Origin of the sequence: Campylobacter aviculae (assembly GCF_005406215.1) — a bacterium.
Classification (GTDB): Bacteria; Campylobacterota; Campylobacteria; order Campylobacterales; family Campylobacteraceae; genus Campylobacter_D; species Campylobacter_D aviculae.
Genome location: NZ_NXMA01000019.1, coordinates 1 through 17,391, shown reverse-complemented (window position 1 = coordinate 17,391; position 17,391 = coordinate 1). Strand labels below are relative to the sequence as shown.

Annotated in this window: 17 protein-coding genes; 7 read left to right on the top strand and 10 right to left on the bottom strand. The window is 29.1% G+C overall.

The features are described 5' to 3' along the window. A partial coding sequence (locus tag CQA76_RS08225; RefSeq protein ID WP_137622914.1) for a hypothetical protein occupies positions 1-1,265 on the bottom strand: 1,265 nt, incomplete at its 3' end. 107 nt (positions 1,266-1,372) lie between these two features. On the opposite strand from CQA76_RS08225, the gene CQA76_RS08220 reads away from it, so the two are divergent. Genes CQA76_RS08220 through CQA76_RS08210 form a run of 3 tightly spaced genes read left to right on the top strand, consistent with a single transcriptional unit; the run spans position 1,373 to position 3,729 of the window. Then, positions 1,373-1,666: a hypothetical protein gene (locus CQA76_RS08220; RefSeq protein ID WP_137622913.1), complete on the top strand. Its 294-nt coding sequence runs from the start codon at positions 1,373-1,375 to the stop codon at positions 1,664-1,666. Position 1,667: 1 nt separating this feature from the next. Further along, positions 1,668-2,390: an SDR family oxidoreductase gene (locus CQA76_RS08215; protein ID WP_137622912.1), complete on the top strand. Its 723-nt coding sequence runs from the start codon at positions 1,668-1,670 to the stop codon at positions 2,388-2,390. Next, positions 2,383-3,729 carry an ANL family adenylate-forming protein gene (locus CQA76_RS08210; RefSeq protein WP_137622911.1) on the top strand — a complete coding sequence of 449 codons (1,347 nt, stop codon included), beginning with the start codon at positions 2,383-2,385 and terminating at the stop codon, positions 3,727-3,729. The genes CQA76_RS08215 and CQA76_RS08210 overlap by 8 nt, the downstream gene beginning before the upstream one ends. Before the next feature lie 122 nt (positions 3,730-3,851). On the opposite strand, the gene CQA76_RS08205 is transcribed toward CQA76_RS08210, so the two are convergent. Genes CQA76_RS08205 through alaS form a run of 3 tightly spaced genes read right to left on the bottom strand, consistent with a single transcriptional unit; the run spans position 3,852 to position 8,850 of the window. After that, on the bottom strand, positions 3,852-5,774 hold the full coding sequence (locus tag CQA76_RS08205) for a penicillin-binding protein 1A (protein WP_137622910.1): 1,923 nt from the start codon (positions 5,772-5,774) through the stop codon (positions 3,852-3,854). Beyond that, entirely contained in the window at positions 5,771-6,322 is a 552-nt protein-coding gene (gene maf / locus CQA76_RS08200; RefSeq protein WP_137622909.1) for a septum formation inhibitor Maf, read from the bottom strand. Before maf ends, CQA76_RS08205 begins: the two co-directional genes overlap by 4 nt. Beyond that, a complete protein-coding gene (gene alaS / locus CQA76_RS08195) occupies positions 6,316-8,850 on the bottom strand; it encodes an alanine--tRNA ligase (protein WP_137622908.1) in 2,535 nt (844 codons plus the stop codon). The genes maf and alaS overlap by 7 nt, the downstream gene beginning before the upstream one ends. Positions 8,851-8,963: 113 nt before the next feature. Here alaS and CQA76_RS08190 point away from each other — a divergent pair, with 113 nt between their 5' ends. From CQA76_RS08190 to hemH, 3 genes are read left to right on the top strand one after another with little or no spacing between them, the layout of a single operon-like run. Continuing rightward, on the top strand, positions 8,964-10,037 hold the full coding sequence (locus tag CQA76_RS08190) for a DegT/DnrJ/EryC1/StrS family aminotransferase (protein WP_137622907.1): 1,074 nt from the start codon (positions 8,964-8,966) through the stop codon (positions 10,035-10,037). A gap of 3 nt (positions 10,038-10,040) precedes the next feature. Then, entirely contained in the window at positions 10,041-10,901 is an 861-nt protein-coding gene (locus tag CQA76_RS08185) for a Gfo/Idh/MocA family protein (protein WP_137622906.1), read from the top strand. Next, complete coding sequence (gene hemH, locus CQA76_RS08180; RefSeq protein ID WP_137622905.1) at positions 10,898-11,803, top strand: ferrochelatase; 906 nt, start codon at positions 10,898-10,900, stop codon at positions 11,801-11,803. Before CQA76_RS08185 ends, hemH begins: the two co-directional genes overlap by 4 nt. Here hemH and mnmH read toward each other — a convergent pair. From mnmH to CQA76_RS08150, 6 genes are read right to left on the bottom strand one after another with little or no spacing between them, the layout of a single operon-like run. After that, positions 11,793-12,797, bottom strand: coding sequence for a tRNA 2-selenouridine(34) synthase MnmH (gene mnmH / locus CQA76_RS08175; protein ID WP_137622904.1), 1,005 nt, complete (start codon positions 12,795-12,797; stop codon positions 11,793-11,795). The genes hemH and mnmH overlap by 11 nt on opposite strands. Beyond that, on the bottom strand, positions 12,787-13,272 hold the full coding sequence (locus CQA76_RS08170) for an HIT family protein (protein ID WP_137622903.1): 486 nt from the start codon (positions 13,270-13,272) through the stop codon (positions 12,787-12,789). The genes mnmH and CQA76_RS08170 overlap by 11 nt, the downstream gene beginning before the upstream one ends. A 9-nt stretch (positions 13,273-13,281) precedes the next feature. Further along, positions 13,282-13,992 (bottom strand): indole-3-glycerol phosphate synthase TrpC, encoded by a 711-nt coding sequence (locus CQA76_RS08165; RefSeq protein WP_408608985.1) that lies wholly within the window; start codon positions 13,990-13,992, stop codon positions 13,282-13,284. After that, positions 13,977-15,257 carry a tetratricopeptide repeat protein gene (locus tag CQA76_RS08160; RefSeq protein WP_137622902.1) on the bottom strand — a complete coding sequence of 427 codons (1,281 nt, stop codon included), beginning with the start codon at positions 15,255-15,257 and terminating at the stop codon, positions 13,977-13,979. The genes CQA76_RS08165 and CQA76_RS08160 overlap by 16 nt, the downstream gene beginning before the upstream one ends. Next, the gene (locus CQA76_RS08155; RefSeq protein WP_137622901.1) at positions 15,230-15,604 is read right to left on the bottom strand and encodes a YkgJ family cysteine cluster protein; all 375 of its coding nucleotides are present in this window, start codon (positions 15,602-15,604) and stop codon (positions 15,230-15,232) included. Before CQA76_RS08155 ends, CQA76_RS08160 begins: the two co-directional genes overlap by 28 nt. Continuing rightward, positions 15,594-16,298, bottom strand: coding sequence for a tRNA1(Val) (adenine(37)-N6)-methyltransferase (locus CQA76_RS08150; protein ID WP_137622900.1), 705 nt, complete (start codon positions 16,296-16,298; stop codon positions 15,594-15,596). Before CQA76_RS08150 ends, CQA76_RS08155 begins: the two co-directional genes overlap by 11 nt. Positions 16,299-16,822: 524 nt before the next feature. On the opposite strand from CQA76_RS08150, the gene CQA76_RS08145 reads away from it, so the two are divergent. After that, complete coding sequence (locus CQA76_RS08145) at positions 16,823-17,272, top strand: hypothetical protein (protein ID WP_137622899.1); 450 nt, start codon at positions 16,823-16,825, stop codon at positions 17,270-17,272. The last annotated feature ends 119 nt before the right edge of the window (positions 17,273-17,391 follow it).

Genomic DNA, 17,391 nt, shown 5'->3' with positions numbered 1-17,391 from the left:
AGATTGTTTTTTTCAACCAGTATTTTTTGTTTTTCATTGGTTAAATTGGTTATTTGAGTATTTAAAGTATTGATTTGGTTTTGTAGAGGGGCTAGTTTTATAGGATCCATTCTAAAATTATATTCCTCGATAGCAGATTTATAATCTTCAACAGGAGGAACTAAATAACTAAAATCATATTCTTCATCTACGAAAATATCATTATTTTTTACGAAAGCAATTTCTTTGCTAAAATCAAATTTTCCATTTTGATCAGCTAGAAGAAATGCTGAAATATCTACATGATCCAAAGTACTTGATTTGTTGTCTTCAAAAGCAACCATAAACGAATTTTCAGATATGGGTAAATTTTCATTATTAAACCTAATGTGAGAGAATTCGTCAATGATAAATTCTTCTTTAATATCTAAAAAAGTGTTAAAACACGCAGCTGATTTTACAATCGTTTTATTTTTATTTGATATAACTAAGCTACCATAACTCTGTCTTTTTCTCATCCAATTTCTTATTGTTAAATCTTCAATATAAGTATGAATTCCTATTAATATACAGTTGTAAAAATAATTAGGAAATTTCAATTGAATATCTTTTTCAACTCTGTAAACTTCACACTCTTGAAATATAATGTGCTTTCGTAATATATATTTTAATTTTTTATTGGGATGCAACTCTAAAGGAGTTAGAAAATAAAATTTGGGATTGGTTAATTTTATATTTTTTTTAGGTATCTTAAAATATTCTAAATGATCAACAATATTTTTACCGAGATTATACATAATGGTATGAATTTGATGCACAGGATCTGGATGAGAAATATAAAAATCTAAAATTTCTTTACTTTCGTAATAATCATGCATATCAATACTATTAAAACCATATTTATTACACAAGTATTTATGAATATTTCTAATATATACCTCGACTTGGTTTTTCTTTGAATTAACCAATAATAAATTTAAAACTTTTTTATTTAATTTATATAGTTCTTCATATAGCCAACAAGTATTTCTAATGCATTCATTTAAATTTATATCTTTATATATAACTCTGTCAACATCTGCCAAATTACATTCCAAAATTATTAAATCAGCTTTTTTTATCTTTTCTTTATGTTTTAATATGGTATAAATTTTACTTGAAGCAATTGAACCACCTATGGATAAATTATCATATATAACATGATCTTGACTAAGACCTGCTCTTAATCCCCCGGGTAAACATGAATTACTAGCACCCATGATAATAATATAAGGTTTTGCGTGCATAAATCTCCTTATTACTCTTAATCTATAATTTCAAAGAATAATATCAGTTTTATTTTAGTATAATTTAGATCTAAAAGTCAATGAAATATATTTTATAAAGGTTTAAAATGCTTAATGAAATACGAAATTTAATTATACAGTTATTAAAATCATCTGCTGATGATTATGAAATTGAAGAGCTAAAAAATTGCAAAGAAGATACAAAGCTTTATAATGGACTTGGCGGATGCTTGGATTCATTAGCTTTAGTTAGCTTGGTTTCCGATTTGGAAGCTTTATTAAGTGAAAAATTTGGCAAAGACATAATTTTAGCAGATGAAAAAATGATGAGTTCCAGAAATTCTCCATTTAAAGATGTTAATTCTTTAGCAGAATATATTGTACAAAAAATTGAAGAATAAGATGCAAAAAATTATCGTTATAACTGGAACCAGAAAAGGCATAGGTAAAGAACTTAGTGAGTATTATTTAGAAAAAAATCATATTGTTTGCGGGTGTTCAAGAGGCAAGGCTAGCATAAACCATCCAAACTATAGACATTTTGAATTAGATGTTAGCGATGAAATGTCAGTTGTTAATATGATCAGAAATATCAAAAAAGAATTTAAAAAAATAGACATATTGATCAATAACGCAGGTATAGCCTCGATGAATCACCTATTAACAACGCCTAATAAAAGTGTAGAAAATATTTTTAACACTAACTTTTTTGGTAGTTTTTTGTTTATAAGAGAAGTGGCTAAAATTATGAGTCAAACTTACAAAAAAGAAAATACTTCTATGCCTTATAGAATTATCAATTTTTCTACAGTAGCCACCCCTTTAAGATTAGAAGGCGAGGCTATATATGCAGCTTCAAAAGCAGCTATTTGTAGTCTTACTCAAATTTGCGCTAAAGAATTAAGTCCTTTTGGCATCACTTGCAATGCTATAGGCCCTACTCCAGTTCCAACGGATCTTATAAAAAATGTTCCTAAAAATAAAATTGATGATTTATTAAATAAACAAGCTATAAAAAGATTTGGTGAAGTTAAAGATGTGATTAATGTTGTTGATTTTTTTATAGATGAAAAGAGTGATTTTATAACAGGACAAATTCTTTACTTAGGTGGCATTAATGGCTGAATTTAGCAATGATTTTTTAAAAAAGATATTTAAACTAAAATTTCAAGATCATCATGCCTTAATTTATGAAAATAAACATTATACTTACAAGCAATTACGCGAAAATACCCTTAACAAAATTGAAATTTTAAAAAGCAAAACCAATAGTAAATTAGTTGCAATTATAGGTGACTATGATTGTGATAGCGTGGCTTTATTTTTAGCTTGCATAGAATTAAACAAAATCGCCATTCCCTTGATTGATGAAAAAGAAATTGATAATAAATTAAAAGAAATTAATTGCGATATCTTATTTAAAGATGGACAAATTAGTTTCAATGATCAACAAGATAATTTAACCCAGCATGAAATTATTAAAAAACTGACAAGTCAAAATAAAGCGGGGTTAATTTTATTTTCAAGTGGCAGCACTGGAAAACCAAAAGTAATTGTACATGATTTACAAAAAATACTTAATTCTTATATTGATAAAAAATACAAACATATCAATATGCTTCTTTTTCTAATGTTTGATCATATTGGTGGATTAAATACCTTATTAAATTGTTTGAGTATGAATGCTTGTGGTATAGCAATAAAAGATAGAAAAAATGTTGATTTATTGGCAAAAAGTATAGAAAAATATAAAATATCGCTGCTGCCAGCTTCTCCGTCTTTGCTCAATTTATTCTTAATTTCTAATGCGGTTGAACAATACGATTTAAGCTCTTTAAGGTTAATTACTTATGGAACTGAAAAGATGCCTGAGGCTTTATTGGAAAAATTAAAAACAGTATTTCCTAAAGTTAAATTTCTTCAAACATTTGGCACAAGCGAAATAGGTATTGCGCAAACAAAAAGTTATAAAGATTTTATTAAACTTGAAAATGTTGATTATAAAATTATCAACAATGAGCTTTTCATAAAGAGTAATACTCAAAGTTTAGGATATTTAAACGCTGACAATTCTGCTTTTGATAACGAGGGATATTTTGCAACTGGAGATTTAGTTGAAGTTATTCATGAAAATGGCGAAGAATATATAAAGATCATAGGCAGAAACAAAGAAATAATCAATGTTGGCGGAGAAAAAGTTTTGCCTCAAGAAGTCGAAGGAATAATTTTACAAATTCCTTTTATTCAAGATTGTTTAGTATATTCTCAAAAAAATCCTATTACCGGACAAAGCGTGTGTGCTAAGATAGCTCTAGAACAAGGAAAAATATTAAATTCTTTAGAACTCAAAAAAGAAATTAGATTATTTTGTAAAGATAAATTAGCAAATTATAAAATTCCCACCAAAATAGAGATTGTCGAAAAACTAGAATTTAGCGAAAGATTTAAAAAAGTAAGAAATTAATAAGCAATTTTTATTTTTTTAAAAATATATACTTTTACTTTTAAAAATTTTTAAATTAAATTGGTTTTATAATCCAATTTAATTTTTATTATATTTCAATCTTACTTCAATTTATTTTAGTTTTAAAACAAAATTTCACTTTCATTAAAATTTATATTCTTTCTTGGTAAAGGTGATTTAGTGGTATAATAAGCACTTTTTCCTTTATAAGTTCCACGATACACACCATTTGGGATACTGAATTTTCTCGTTGTATTTGGAAATTTTTCTATATACTGAGTTAAAAATTCTCTAAATACTGGTGCTGCAGTTCTAGCACCACCTTCAGTGTAGCGCATAGGTTTATTGTTATCATTTCCATACCAAATCAACGCTTCAATTTCTGGAGTAATCCCACAAAACCAAGCATCGACATTTTTATTGGTTGTTCCTGTTTTTCCGGCTATATCTATACCAGCAACTTTAGCATTGCGTCCTGTACCATAATCAACGACATTTTTCATCATATCAAGCACTAAAAAACCTTGTTCTGGTTCACTTACCTTATGCTCACTTGATTCAAAATGCATAATAACTTTACCATTTTTATCTTGAACTTCTTTTATGATTTGCGGCTCTTTAATCGTTCCATAATTTCCAAACATAGTATAAAATTTAGAATACTCCAAAGGAGAAATTCCAAAACTTCCTAAAACTATAGATAAATTAGGAGGAATATCCTTAAATCCAAATTCCATAAGTTTAGAATAAAGCACATCAAGCCCCATATCGAGTGCGAGATTAATGGTGGCAAGATTTCTTGAACGCGTTAAAGCTTCTTTTAAAGTGATCAAACCCAAAAATTTTCCTCCATCATTTTTAGGCTTCCAAATCTTATCACCACCTTCAAAAATTCTAGAAATATCCGCAATTTCACTCATAGGAGAATAGCCTAAATTAATAGCTGTTTGATACACAAAAGGCTTAAAAGAACTTCCTGGTTGACGCATACTTTGAGTGGCACGATTATAATTGCTTTTTTCATAATCCACCCCACCAACAAGTGCCAAAACATCACCACTTTGATGATTAACAACAACCATAGCACCATTTAAAGTACTTAAATTCGCATCCTTATCGCGCTTGATTATTTCATCATAGCCAAATTTTAAAGCATTTTGCGCCATCTCTTGAACATCTAAATCAATATTTAGATTAATTTTATATCCCCCTGTTTTTAAATCTTTAATACTAGAATCAAGCTGTTTTATTACCTCATCTACAACATAAGGAGCTGCATTTTGTGTTAAAGTGTCATTATAAACTTTAGGAACTTCTTTAATAGCACTATCGTAATCACTTTTTGAAATCCAACCTAAGCTATACATTCTTGATAAAACATTATTCGCACGTGCAATAGAAAGATCAAGATGTTTTGTAGGATCATAGCTGCTTGGAGCTTTAGGTATTCCTACTAGCATAGAAATTTCTTTAAGGCTTAACTCGTTTAGATTTTTATGAAAATATCCTTGTGCAGCAGTTTTAATGCCATAATACCCATGTCCAAAAAAAATGAAATTTAGATATCTTTCTAAAATTTGCTCTTTGGTTAGCAAGGTTTCAATTTTATAAGCAAGCAAGGCTTCTCTAATCTTTCGAGTGATAGTTTTTTCTGGGGTTAATTCGGTATTTTTTATAAATTGCTGAGTAAGAGTAGAAGCTCCTTCTACTGGTTTTCCAGCATTTTTTATTACCTTTAATCCTGCTCTAAAAATAGCATCAATATTTACTCCGTTGTGTTCAAAAAAACTCGTGTCCTCAATTGCTACTAAAGCTTCAATAAGGCGTGGAGGCAATTCATCGTATTTTGCGTAAAAGCGATGCTGTTCAAAAATATTGGCTACTAATTTTCCATTTCGATCAAAAATTTGTGTTGTAAGAGGTGGTTTATATTCTTTAAAAATATAATCTTGAGTATCCATACTTGTAAAAAGATATCCAATATAAATAGCACCTGCGATCAATAATAAACTAAAAAATGAAAAAATATATCTTAAAATTTTCATAAATAAGCCTTTAAAGTTTGGGTATCAAGCCCTAAAGCTGTACTTGAATTTCCTATTTGTTTTTTTATAAATTGCCCATGAAAACCTTCATGCATAATGCAACCCGCCTTGCCTTGAAAAAGATTATTTTCTACATAATCTTTTAAGGCATTTTTATCAAATTCTCTAAAATAGAGCGTTGTTTTAGAAAGAGAAAAAACTCTTTTTTGAGTATTAACCAATAAAAAAGCACTCAAAATACTTGCACTTTTACCATCTTGTAAAGCGAGCATTTCATAAGCTTCATTTTTATCCTTTGCTTTGGTTAAAATTTTATCTCCTATGCAAACAATACTATCAGCAAAAAGCACAGTTTCGTTTAAAAAATCTTTTTCAAAAGCAGCAAGAAATTGTTTTTCCTTTTGAAGAACGACATTTTGAACATATAAACTTGCTAAAATATTTTTATTTAAATTTTCATCATAATCAAAAGTAATTTGCTTAAATTCAATATTTTCTTCTTGAAGCAATTTTGCCCTCGAAGAAGAACTTGATGCGAGAATTAACATTGAATTGCTTTTTCTATATGATCCAAGCTTTGCTTTAAAGCTTCATCGAGTTTAGTTATATCTTTACCTCCTGCTGTAGCAAAATCATCTCTTCCACCACCATTTCCACCTAAAATTTGCGCCGCTTCTTTAACCAAAACTCCAGCTTTTAAAGGAGCGTCTTTTACTCCAGCGGCAAGAAGAACTTTACCCTCTTTTACTTGAGCAAGTAAAATCACAGCTTTACTAAATTTATTTTTAAAATCATCAATCATAGCTTTAATATCACCGTTTTGGATACTTTCAACGCAAATTTGTATCCCATTAATATTTTTTGATTTTAATTCTGTTTTATTTGAATTTCTTAATTCTTCTTTTAAGATAATAATTTCATTTTTAAGTTTTTTTATCCCATTTAAAACATCATTATTTTTTAATTCTTCTTTGATTTTAGCCATTTCATCAAGCTGATTTTTTACAAATTTTAAAGCCGCTTTAGATACAACCGCTTCTATGCGTCTTATGCCTGCACTCACGCCACTTTCTTTAACGATATAAAAACTACCAATCTGTGCTGTATTTAAAACATGAGTTCCACCACAAAGCTCTTTACTTTCTCCTAAAGTTAATACGCGAACATTATCTTGATATTTTTCATTAAACAAAGCTATAGCTCCGCTCTTTTTTGCTTCATCTAAAGACATACTTTCAAGCACTGCATCGCTTGAAAGTATAATCATTTCATTGACTCTTTTTTCAATGCATTCTAGCTCTTTTTTACTTAAGGCTTTAGGATGGGTAAAATCAAATCTTAATTTATTAAATTCCACCAAAGAACCTGCTTGAGAAACATGACTGCCTAAAATTTCTCTTAAAGCATGATGTAAAAGATGGGTTGCTGAGTGATGACGTGCAATCTGCTCTCTTTTTTCAAAATCAATCTTTGCTTTTATATTATCATTGATTTTTAATTCTTTATTAGCATTTACAAAACTAAGATTAAGTCCAAAGAATTTTTGAGTGTCTAAAACTTCACAATCATCTAAAAATCCCACATCGGCACTTTGTCCACCGCTCGTTGCATAAAAAGGCGTTTTTTCAAGCATCGCCCAACCTTTACCCCGAAGGGATGAAATTTCTTTAAAATTTTCATCCAAAAGAGCAAGAATTTTAGTTTCGCATTCTATTTTTTCATAACCAACAAATTCATTTTCTCCAAATTTTTCAAGCAAAATCTTAAAATCACCGCTTGCATTTTTACTTCCACTTCCTTTCCAAGAAGCCTTGGCACGCTCTTTTTGTTCTTGCATTAAAGCTTCAAATTTTTCCTCATCCACTTTAAGATTTTTTTCTCTAAGCATATCTTGAGTTAGATCAAGCGGAAAACCATAAGTATCGTAAAGTTTAAAAGCAACTTCTCCGCTGAAAATTTCTTGAGTGTTTTTAAGCTCTTCGTTAAAGATTTCAATTCCATTTTCTATAGTGCTTAAAAATCTTTCTTCTTCAAGTCGAATTTGTTCTTTAACAAATTCTTTTTTTTCATTTAAATAAGTGTAATGATCTCCCATTAAATGGCAAACTATATCAACTAATTTATACATAAAAGGCTTTTTAAATCCCAACAAATAACCATGTCTTAGAGCGCGACGCAAAATTCGTCTTAAAACATAGCCTCTGCCCTCTTTATCAAAATTTGTCCCTTGTGCAAGCAAAAATACACTAGAACGTATATGATCAGCGATCACTCTAAAACTTGCGCCACTTTCGTATATATATTCTTTTCCGCAAAGCTTAGAAATTTCATCAATAATTGGCATAAATAAAGAGCTATCAAAATTACTGAATTTCCCTTCTTTGATCGCCATAACTCTTTCAAGACCCATTCCTGTATCAATACTTGGCTTTGGTAAAGGACTTAAAGTTCCATCAGCACTTCTTTCATACTGCATAAAAACAAGGTTCCAAATCTCTAAAAATCTATCTCCATCCCCACCCATATAATCTTCAGCGCTATTAAAATGTTCAGCACCTTGATCATAAAAAATTTCACTGCAAGGACCGCAAGGGCCTGTATCGCCCATTTGCCAAAAATTATCCTTATCTCCAAATTTATAAATTCTTTCTTTTTCTATATGCTTTTGCCAAATTTCAAAAGCTTCATTATCGTCTTGATGAACGGTTACATAAAGTCTATCTTTAGGAAGTTTTAAAATTTGAGTGACAAATTCCCAAGCATAAGAAATCGCTTGTTCTTTAAAATAATCTCCAAAACTGAAATTCCCAAGCATTTCAAAAAAAGTATGGTGACGTGCTGTATAGCCAACATTATCCAAATCATTATGTTTTCCGCCCGCTCTAATACAAGTTTGACAGCTTGTTTTTCTTGGAGGATTTGGACGCGGAATTTCTCCGGTAAAAATACTTTTAAACGGCACCATACCTGCATTGGTAAAAAGCAAAGTCGCATCATCAGGAACTAAAGGGCTTGAAGGAGTAATTTCATGTCCTTTGGAAGCAAAAAAATCTAAATAAGCTTTTCTAATATCCATAAAACTTCCTAAAATTTTTATAAAACTATATGATACCAAAATTACTTTAAATTAAGTAAAACTAAACTACAATAAATATTTTAAAAACTCTTAATAATGCAAAAAAGGTATATATGAATTTCATTAATCTCAATGCACAATATTTAGCCTATAAAGATGAAATTGACGCTGAAATTAAAAGCGTTTTACAAAGCTCTTCTTTTATAGGGGGTTTAAAACTGAACGAATTTGAAAAGAATTTAGCCAATTTTGTAGGCATTAAACACGCTATAGGATGTTCAAGCGGAACTAGTGCTTTATATTTGGCCTTAAGGGCTTTAGACATTAAAGAAAATGATGAAGTGATTGTTCCTGATTTTACCTTCATTGCAACAGCTGAAGCGGTAGCATTAGTAGGTGCAAAACCTGTTTTTGTGGATATCAACCTTGATAATTACAATCTTGATTTTAAAGCAGTGGAACAAGCCATCACGCCTAGAACAAAGGCAGTTATTGCTGTAAGTATGTTTGGACAAATGAGTGATTTAAAAAATTTAAATGAAATGCTAAAAAATAAAAATATTACTCTTATCGAAGATGGAGCGCAAAGTTTTGGTGCGAGTTTTAAAGGAGAAAAATCTTGCTCTATTGCACCTATTTCTTGTACCAGCTTTTTTCCATCTAAGCCTTTAGGTGCTTATGGGGATGGAGGGGCTATTTTTTGCCACGATGATGCCTTAGCACAAAAAATAAGAATTTTACTCAATCACGGACAAACCGAGCGTTATAAGCATGAATTTATAGGTATAAACGCACGCCTTGATACGCTTCAAGCAGCTATTTTAAATGTAAAATTAAAATACCTTGAACAAGAAATTGCAAAAAGACAAATTCTAGCCAAAATTTATAATGAAAATTTAAAAAACTGCGTGATTCCAAAAATCGATAGCAACGCTAAAAGCGTTTATGCACAATATAGTATTTTAGTGGAAAATAGAACAAATATTTTGCAAAAATTTGAAAAAGCTAACATACCTTATGCCATTCACTATCCAACCCCACTTCATAAACAACCTTGCTTTAAAGAGGCAAATCATTTGGAAATTAAAAATTCAAGCTATGCGAGCGAGCACATTTTATCTTTGCCTTTTTCAGCTTTTTTAGAAGAAAAAGAGCAAGAGCAAGTTATTGATCTTTTCAGGGATTAAAAAATGAAAATCGGTATAATAGGTCTTGGCAAAATGGGACAAAACCATCTTAATGAGCTTGCTAAAAATCCTCATTTTAAAATCAATGCCTTACTTGATCTTTATCAAAATTCAAATTTAAGACAATTTGATAATATTTTTTTCAATAATTTAGATGAATTTATAAAGCAAAATAATGATATTATCATTATCGCAACGCCTACTAATTCACATTTAGACATTGCAAAAAAAGTTTTAAACTCTGCAAAAGCACTACTTATAGAAAAACCTTTGGCTTTAAACTTAGCACAAATTGAAGAATTGAAACAAATAGCGCAAAATAAAAAAATAGCTGTGGGCTTTTGCGAACGCTTCAATCCTGCCGTTTTAGCCTTAAAACAAAATCTAAAGGATGAAAAAATTATCAGTATAAACATACAAAGATTTTCACCTTATCCACAAAGAATTAACGATGTTGGAATTTTACATGATTTAGCTGTGCATGATCTTGATTTGATTCGCTTTTTAAGCCAAAAAAATATCACGAAAGCTAAGATTATCAAACGTTTTACTCAAGATGAAAATAGAGAAAGCGAAAGCATCTTAGCTTGTGAGCTTGAAGGGATTATAGCTTCTTTACATCAAAGTTGGAATTGTTCTTTAAAACTTAGAAAAATTCATCTTATAACAGAAAAACATTTTTTTGAGGCTAATTTGGCTGATTTTAAATTGCTTAAAGACGGTAAAGAGATTCAAGTAGAAAAAAGTTCTCCTTTATTTAACGAGCATCAAGCTTTGCTGAATTTAATCAACAATAAAGAACATTTCTTAGCAAATATTGATGATGCTTATGAAGTCCAAAAAATCTTAGAGGAAGAAAATTGAAATTGGTTTTATTTTTAAATATGGGCGGAGCCACTCATTTAGAAGATTGTAAAACCTTTTTAAAAAATATGTTTAACGATCCTTATATTTTAGGGATTGAAAATAAATTTTTAAGAAAATTTGTGGCTTGGATGATAACCTTATCACGCACCAAAACCATGCAAAAAAATTATATTAAAATGGGCGGAAAATCTCCTTTAAACGAAATTACGCAAAATTTATGTCACAAACTCAACTCCTTACAAAATGAATTTAATTTTGATTTTGTCAATTTATACGTCCCACCTTATGCCAATGAAGTTTTAAAAAAATATTCCTTAAATTCAAAAGATGAAATCATCCTTTATCCACTCTACCCTCACCACTCTTGTACCACGGTAACTTCTTCACTTGAAGTTTTGCAAAGAGAAATTAAAAAATTAAACATCACAAGCAAGATTAAAATAATGGATATTTTTTATAAAGATGCAAATTATAATCAAATGATTGTCTCTCATATCTTAGATAAAAAAAATCAATTTGATGCCAAAACTCTTATTTTTTCAGCCCATTCTTTGCCAATTTCTCTTATACAAAAAGGAGATTTGTATGAAAAGCACATTAATGAGCATATTCAAATTTTAAAAGAAAAGCTGAAAAATCATTTTGAAGAAATCATTCTTTCTTATCAGTCTAAGTTAGGCCCTGTAAAATGGCTAGAACCTAGCACAAGTGATATTTTAGCAAAACTTAAAAATAAGGCCTTGATTTATCCTATATCTTTTTGCATTGATTGCTCTGAAACTATCTTTGAATTAGGTATGGAATACAGACATTTAGCTGCACAAGATTATGCATTAATTTCTTGTCCAAACGATAGTGATGAATTTATTGACTTTATTTTAAAATCTCTTAAAAATTAATCTTATGCTTAGTTTTTAAAAAATTCAAAAGCTCTTCTTTAGCTTTTGAAATATCATCGGTATTAACTTTAAAATCCATTTTTTGCGGTTGTTTATAGGTTTTATCATAATATTCTAAAAGCATTGCTATAACTTTTCTCCACTCTTTTTTTTCATAATTTTGCAATAAATCTTGTTTGAAATTGGCACTGATATAAGGAGTGATTTTTGCAACACATTCTTTAAATTTTAAAGGAGTCATTTTGTTTTTATAAAATTTTTCAATTCTTTTAATGCGATTTTCTAAAGAGCAAAAACAATAAATTTTAAAAGCATTTTGCATACTCTCATAAAGCTTTAAAGGTAAGATTATTTCTCCGATTTTACGACTTTCACTTTCAATAAAAGCAAAATCATTAATCTTGCTAATCTCACCAAAAAGCAAGGATTCAAAAGCTTTTTGAGTAGGTTGATCGCCCAAAATATTTCCAAAAGAAGATCCTAAATGATTTGCCATTTTTTCTAAATGAATGGCATGTGGCAAAGATTCTAAAAGCTCGCTTTTTCCACATCCAGTATTTCCACAAAGCGAAAATAATTTCAAATTTAAAGATTGATCAAAAAAATTCAGTAAAAAAGCTCTATAAGCTTTAAAACCTCCTTTTAAACGCACTACTCTATAGCCTAATTCGCTTAAAATAACCGCTATAGATTTAGAACGCAACCCACCTCTAGCGCAATAAATTCCAACTTTAGATCCTATGCGAAATTTTTGAGTGATCACAGGAATATGAGAAGCCATATTAGCACAAATACAACTTGCACCCTCTGCTTTGGCTAAGGCCTGATTTTGTTTATAAAGTGTCCCTATTTTTTTATGCTCATCATCGTTTAAAGCATAAAAATTTAAAGCTCCTTGAAGATGAGAGTGGGTAAATTCTTTTGGACTTCTTGCATCGATTAAAAGATCAAATTTTTCTTGATTGAAATTTTCAAATTCTAATTCACTTAACATTGTTAAAAGCATTAACTAATTTATAATACACATCTTTTAAATCTGTGCCACAAACCCTAGTTTCTCCTATAGTTGTAATAAAATTAGTATCTCCAAACCAACGAGGCACCAAATGGTAATGACAATGCATCGCAATGCCTGCTCCCGCATCTTTACTTAAATTCATCCCGATATTAACACCACTTGCGTGAAGTTCATTTTTTAAAATTTTAACACCTTCTCGCACCCAATAACTCATTTCTTGCCAAATCGCCTCATCCAAATTTTCTATATGCTCTTCATGTAAATAAGGTATGATCATAAAATGTCCCGCGGAATAAGGATAGCGATTCATCACCGCAAAACAATGTTTAGCTCTAAAAATAACGCCTAATTTTTCATCATCATCTATTTTATTAGCACAATCACAAAAAGGGCACTTGCTCTTTTCTTTCTCAAAATATTCACTTCTCCAAGGCGCGTATAAGTATTGCATTGATTTTCCTTAATGATTTGCATTGCTTATTAAAAAAGCATCGATGCCTAATTTTTGTAAATATTGTAAATTTTCTTCATCATTTACACTAGCAATAATGATTTTAGAATTTGGAATTTGACCTATGAGTTTTTCACATAATTGCACATAATTTGAAAAATTTTCATCCTCATTGCAAATACTTAAAAGATCAGCTCCAGCTAAAATTGCCTTGCCCAAATCTTCTTTATCGCAAATTTCAACCAAGGCTTCAAGCCCTAAGCGCCTTGCAAATTCAAGCAATTTTTTAAGCTCTTTGATGCTTAGCATTTTAGCAATCAATAAAATAAAATCTCCACCATAAACTAAGGTTTCTAAAATTTGATACTCATCGATAATAAAATCTTCCCTTAATAAAGGAATTTGAGTATAACGGCGTATCATGCTTAAATTTTCAAGCACCCCATTAAAATACGGCCAAGTAGATATAGAAAGAGCAGCCGCTCCTTTTTTTTCACTCTCTAAAGCTAAGGATAAATTTTGACCTAAATCCTCTTTGATTTGAGGGATCAATTTTATCTCTTGATCTATTCTTTTTAAAGCCTTATGCACATCTTTAGGAAAAAAAGGATTTGAAGCTAAAGATCGACCTAGCATATCATAGGGCAAAATCTTTTTTCGTTTTTCTAATTCTTGTTTTGTCTTTTTATAAACTTCATCTAAACTTATGGCTTTAAACATGCTTTAATGGCCTTAATATGAGCTTTACTTTCATTTGAATTTGAAAATTCTTTGTCTTGAAAAGTTTTTTGCAACACTTCCCATGCTTTTTTACAATCTCCAAGCTTATAATATCCCCAAGCCAAAGAATCCAAATAATACAAATTCTGTGGATCCTTTTTCAAAGCAAGTTCTACAAATTTAATCCCTTTTTTAACATCCAAATCATAATCAATCAGTAAATATCCATAATAATTTAAATACAAATCATTAGTATTTTCATCAATCGCTTTTTCAAATTTTTCTTTTACAGATTGAACGATTTTAAGTGTAATTTTTTTCTTTAAACTCGCATTTTCAAATTCAAAAACTGCTGCACGTAAAAGATATTCTTTATTGTGAGTGCGTTTGTAAATTTGCATACTTAATTCTTGCGCCTTATCAAAATATTGCAATTTTTGATATAGATACAACTTAACATCATCATCTAAATCGTATTGCAAAGCAATTTGTAAAGCTTGAGTAGTTTTGTTTTGTGAATTAAGCAATTCAACCAAAGATAAAACAAAATCTTTGTTTTTTGTGATATCATAAAGTTGTAAATAAACTTCCCCCAAGGCTTTAAAATTTTTCTCGTCGTTGTAAATTTTTGCAAGTAAAATACAAGTTTTGAAAGTACAACCATTTGCCTTTCTTGAATTTTCCAACAAATTTTTAATACTTGTAGTATCATTTAAAATAGCATAAGCACTTACAAGCTTTAATAAAGTCTCTTCATTTGAAGAATGACTATACGCCATACGATAATATTTTGTAGCATTTTTTAAATCATTTTGGCGCATTAAAATATCACCGTAAAGCTCCAAATTTCTCGGATCATTATTTTCTTTCTTCAAAAGCTCTTGGGCTAATTTTTTGGCATTTTTAACACTATAAGAATTCAGTTCATAAAGAGCACTTAGACGTTTAAGATTATCATTTTCGTTTAAATGAAATTTGACTATATTGTTAATTTCTTCTTTTTTATCTAAATCATTAACCAAAGTTATTAAAAATGCATTTTCTAAAAAATGCGTATCATTATAATCTTTAAAGAGTTTTAAAAATTCATCTCTAGCTTCTTTATATTGGTTAAAATATTCGTAATTATAAGCTTTCATCACCCTCAAGTCAAAACTATTGCTTTTCAATTCTTTGTAGTCAGGATATACAACTATAGTTTTTGAACCAGTGCAAGCACTCAATAAAAGAGTTGCTATTAAGATAAATAAATAATTCCTATACATTCCTTTTTTACTTCCTCTTGATGCGTTTTAAAATATTCCCAAAAGGGAAAGGTGCGACATTGCATTGGACGATAATCATAAATAGAGCAATTTCTTTTTATGGGATCAAAAAAGATACACGCATAACCATCTTCAAATTTAACTTCTTGAAAACTCATCTTAAAACCTACTTTTTTAAGATATTTTGAAGCAAAATCTTTTTCATCCAAACCCAAATATTCTCTTAAATTTTTAAGTTCTTCTTTGCTCGCAAAAATATTACCACTATCTCCTATACAACATTTTCCACCACAATTTTGACAAGCATTTTCATCAAAACAATAAGAAAAATCTTTTTTAAAAATCATAGCTTTTCAACCTAAACCTAGAGTGAATTGTTTGCATTTTTTGACTTAAAATTCCATTTTCATAAACAAAAAAAGGAGGCAATATCTCGCAAGAAGATTTTACACTTTTTCTTGCCTGAACTAATACAAGTCTTGCTTTCTCATTTTGATCGGTATACACAAAACAAATTTTAGTCATTTTTAGCTTTTTCTTTTCTAAAGCCACGCAAATTTGGTCAAACATTGAAGCTTCGTAACAAAAATACAAAATACCTCTTGGTTTAAGTATGGAATTTGCCTTAGAAATAAATTCATCTAAAGGTAAATAAGATTGGAATTTACTGATATTTTTGTGTATATTTTCACTTTTGCAAGCATCCTGTCTATAAAAAGGTGGGTTAGAAACTATAAAATCAAATTTCTTTTCAGTTCTAAATTTTAAAAAATCATCATAAAAAATTTCAGCCTCAATATGATTTTTATCTAAATTTTGTCTTATCAGTTTTATATTCTCTTCTTGGATATCAATTACAGACAATCTTAGATCTTTATTAAATGTTTTAAATAAAATACCCAAAATTCCACAACCTGATCCTACATCTAATGATTCATTTTTAATCCCACAATTTAAAATAAAATCAGCTAAGATTAATGAATCACTATTGTAGCGATAGCCTTCTTTTAGTTGCGCTAATGAAATAATTTCTTTCTCCATTTTAATGAGTAGGAATTTTAATGCGTTTTAAAGAATTTTCCTGACTTATATTTTGTTCTTTTTTAAATGTATTATTGTGATCAAAATCTAAAAAATTTTTAGCCAAGAGATTAAAATTTAAAAAAAATAATAAAAAAAATAATTTAAACATAATCAAAAACTTTTTTTGGTTTTATTATTATAAAAACAATAAATAATATCATACATTAAAATTATAAATCCATATTAATTAAAAATAAATTTTTACAATTTTTTTTCAAAGCAAATAGTTAATTTAAATCGCTAGTATATTAATTTTATTTTGTCGTTATGCTAAAACTTTTAAAATAGCTTTAGCGTATTCTAAAATCAACTATTACCAATTTACACAATTATATTAAATTATATTAAAAAATAAAAAACTCCTAAAGCACTAAAATTCACCACGAACATTACTAAAATATCTATAAAATAGGATTTTTAAAAATTTGATTTAAACAATCAACTGTGATAAAATAAATACACTTTAATACAAAGGAGAAGTCATGATTAAAAAGTTATTAAGCATTGCAACTTTAGGTGCTTTATTAACAAGCTCTGCCTTTGGGGATGATTTTTTAGCTAAAGTTAGTAATGGTGCACTCAGCGATAATAGTGCAGGTGTTAAAGTTCTTAGTCTTAATGAGATGAAAGATGTTAAGGGCGGGTGGTATTTTAATTTTTCTAGAGCAAGTAAATATGATTATACTGCAGGACTTAGAAGTTATGCTTATCTTGTTTATAATAATAATTATAATCCTGTTAATTCTGAACTTCAAGTGGAAAATTATAAAAAAGTTATTGCTACATTTCGTTTTGTAAATAATCAAAAAGAATATTATTTACAAACTTATAATCCTCTGACGGGTTCCTATGGAACAATTTTCCCTAATTATTCTACATCTTGGGGAAGGTATGCAATGGATATCATGAGAGAATTTCAAAGCAGATACTAAACTATTTCCTTGTTCCACTTATCCAAACCGGAACACTTCTTGCTTATATTTAATTAAGATATTTAGATTTGAAGGCAGAACAATTCTAAAATCAAAGGAATAAATATGAGTATCTTTAG

Coding starts and splice junctions, on each gene's coding strand:
- CQA76_RS08220 (WP_137622913.1), top strand. CDS start 1,373: ATGCTTAATGAAATACGAAATTTAATTATACAGTTATTAAAATCATCT.
- CQA76_RS08215 (WP_137622912.1), top strand. CDS start 1,668: ATGCAAAAAATTATCGTTATAACTGGAACCAGAAAAGGCATAGGTAAA.
- CQA76_RS08210 (WP_137622911.1), top strand. CDS start 2,383: ATGGCTGAATTTAGCAATGATTTTTTAAAAAAGATATTTAAACTAAAA.
- CQA76_RS08205 (WP_137622910.1), bottom strand. CDS start 5,774: ATGAAAATTTTAAGATATATTTTTTCATTTTTTAGTTTATTATTGATC.
- maf (WP_137622909.1), bottom strand. CDS start 6,322: ATGTTAATTCTCGCATCAAGTTCTTCTTCGAGGGCAAAATTGCTTCAA.
- alaS (WP_137622908.1), bottom strand. CDS start 8,850: ATGGATATTAGAAAAGCTTATTTAGATTTTTTTGCTTCCAAAGGACAT.
- CQA76_RS08190 (WP_137622907.1), top strand. CDS start 8,964: ATGAATTTCATTAATCTCAATGCACAATATTTAGCCTATAAAGATGAA.
- CQA76_RS08185 (WP_137622906.1), top strand. CDS start 10,041: ATGAAAATCGGTATAATAGGTCTTGGCAAAATGGGACAAAACCATCTT.
- mnmH (WP_137622904.1), bottom strand. CDS start 12,797: ATGTTAAGTGAATTAGAATTTGAAAATTTCAATCAAGAAAAATTTGAT.
- CQA76_RS08170 (WP_137622903.1), bottom strand. CDS start 13,272: ATGCAATACTTATACGCGCCTTGGAGAAGTGAATATTTTGAGAAAGAA.
- CQA76_RS08165 (WP_408608985.1), bottom strand. CDS start 13,992: ATGTTTAAAGCCATAAGTTTAGATGAAGTTTATAAAAAGACAAAACAA.
- CQA76_RS08160 (WP_137622902.1), bottom strand. CDS start 15,257: ATGTATAGGAATTATTTATTTATCTTAATAGCAACTCTTTTATTGAGT.
- CQA76_RS08155 (WP_137622901.1), bottom strand. CDS start 15,604: ATGATTTTTAAAAAAGATTTTTCTTATTGTTTTGATGAAAATGCTTGT.
- CQA76_RS08150 (WP_137622900.1), bottom strand. CDS start 16,298: ATGGAGAAAGAAATTATTTCATTAGCGCAACTAAAAGAAGGCTATCGC.
- CQA76_RS08145 (WP_137622899.1), top strand. CDS start 16,823: ATGATTAAAAAGTTATTAAGCATTGCAACTTTAGGTGCTTTATTAACA.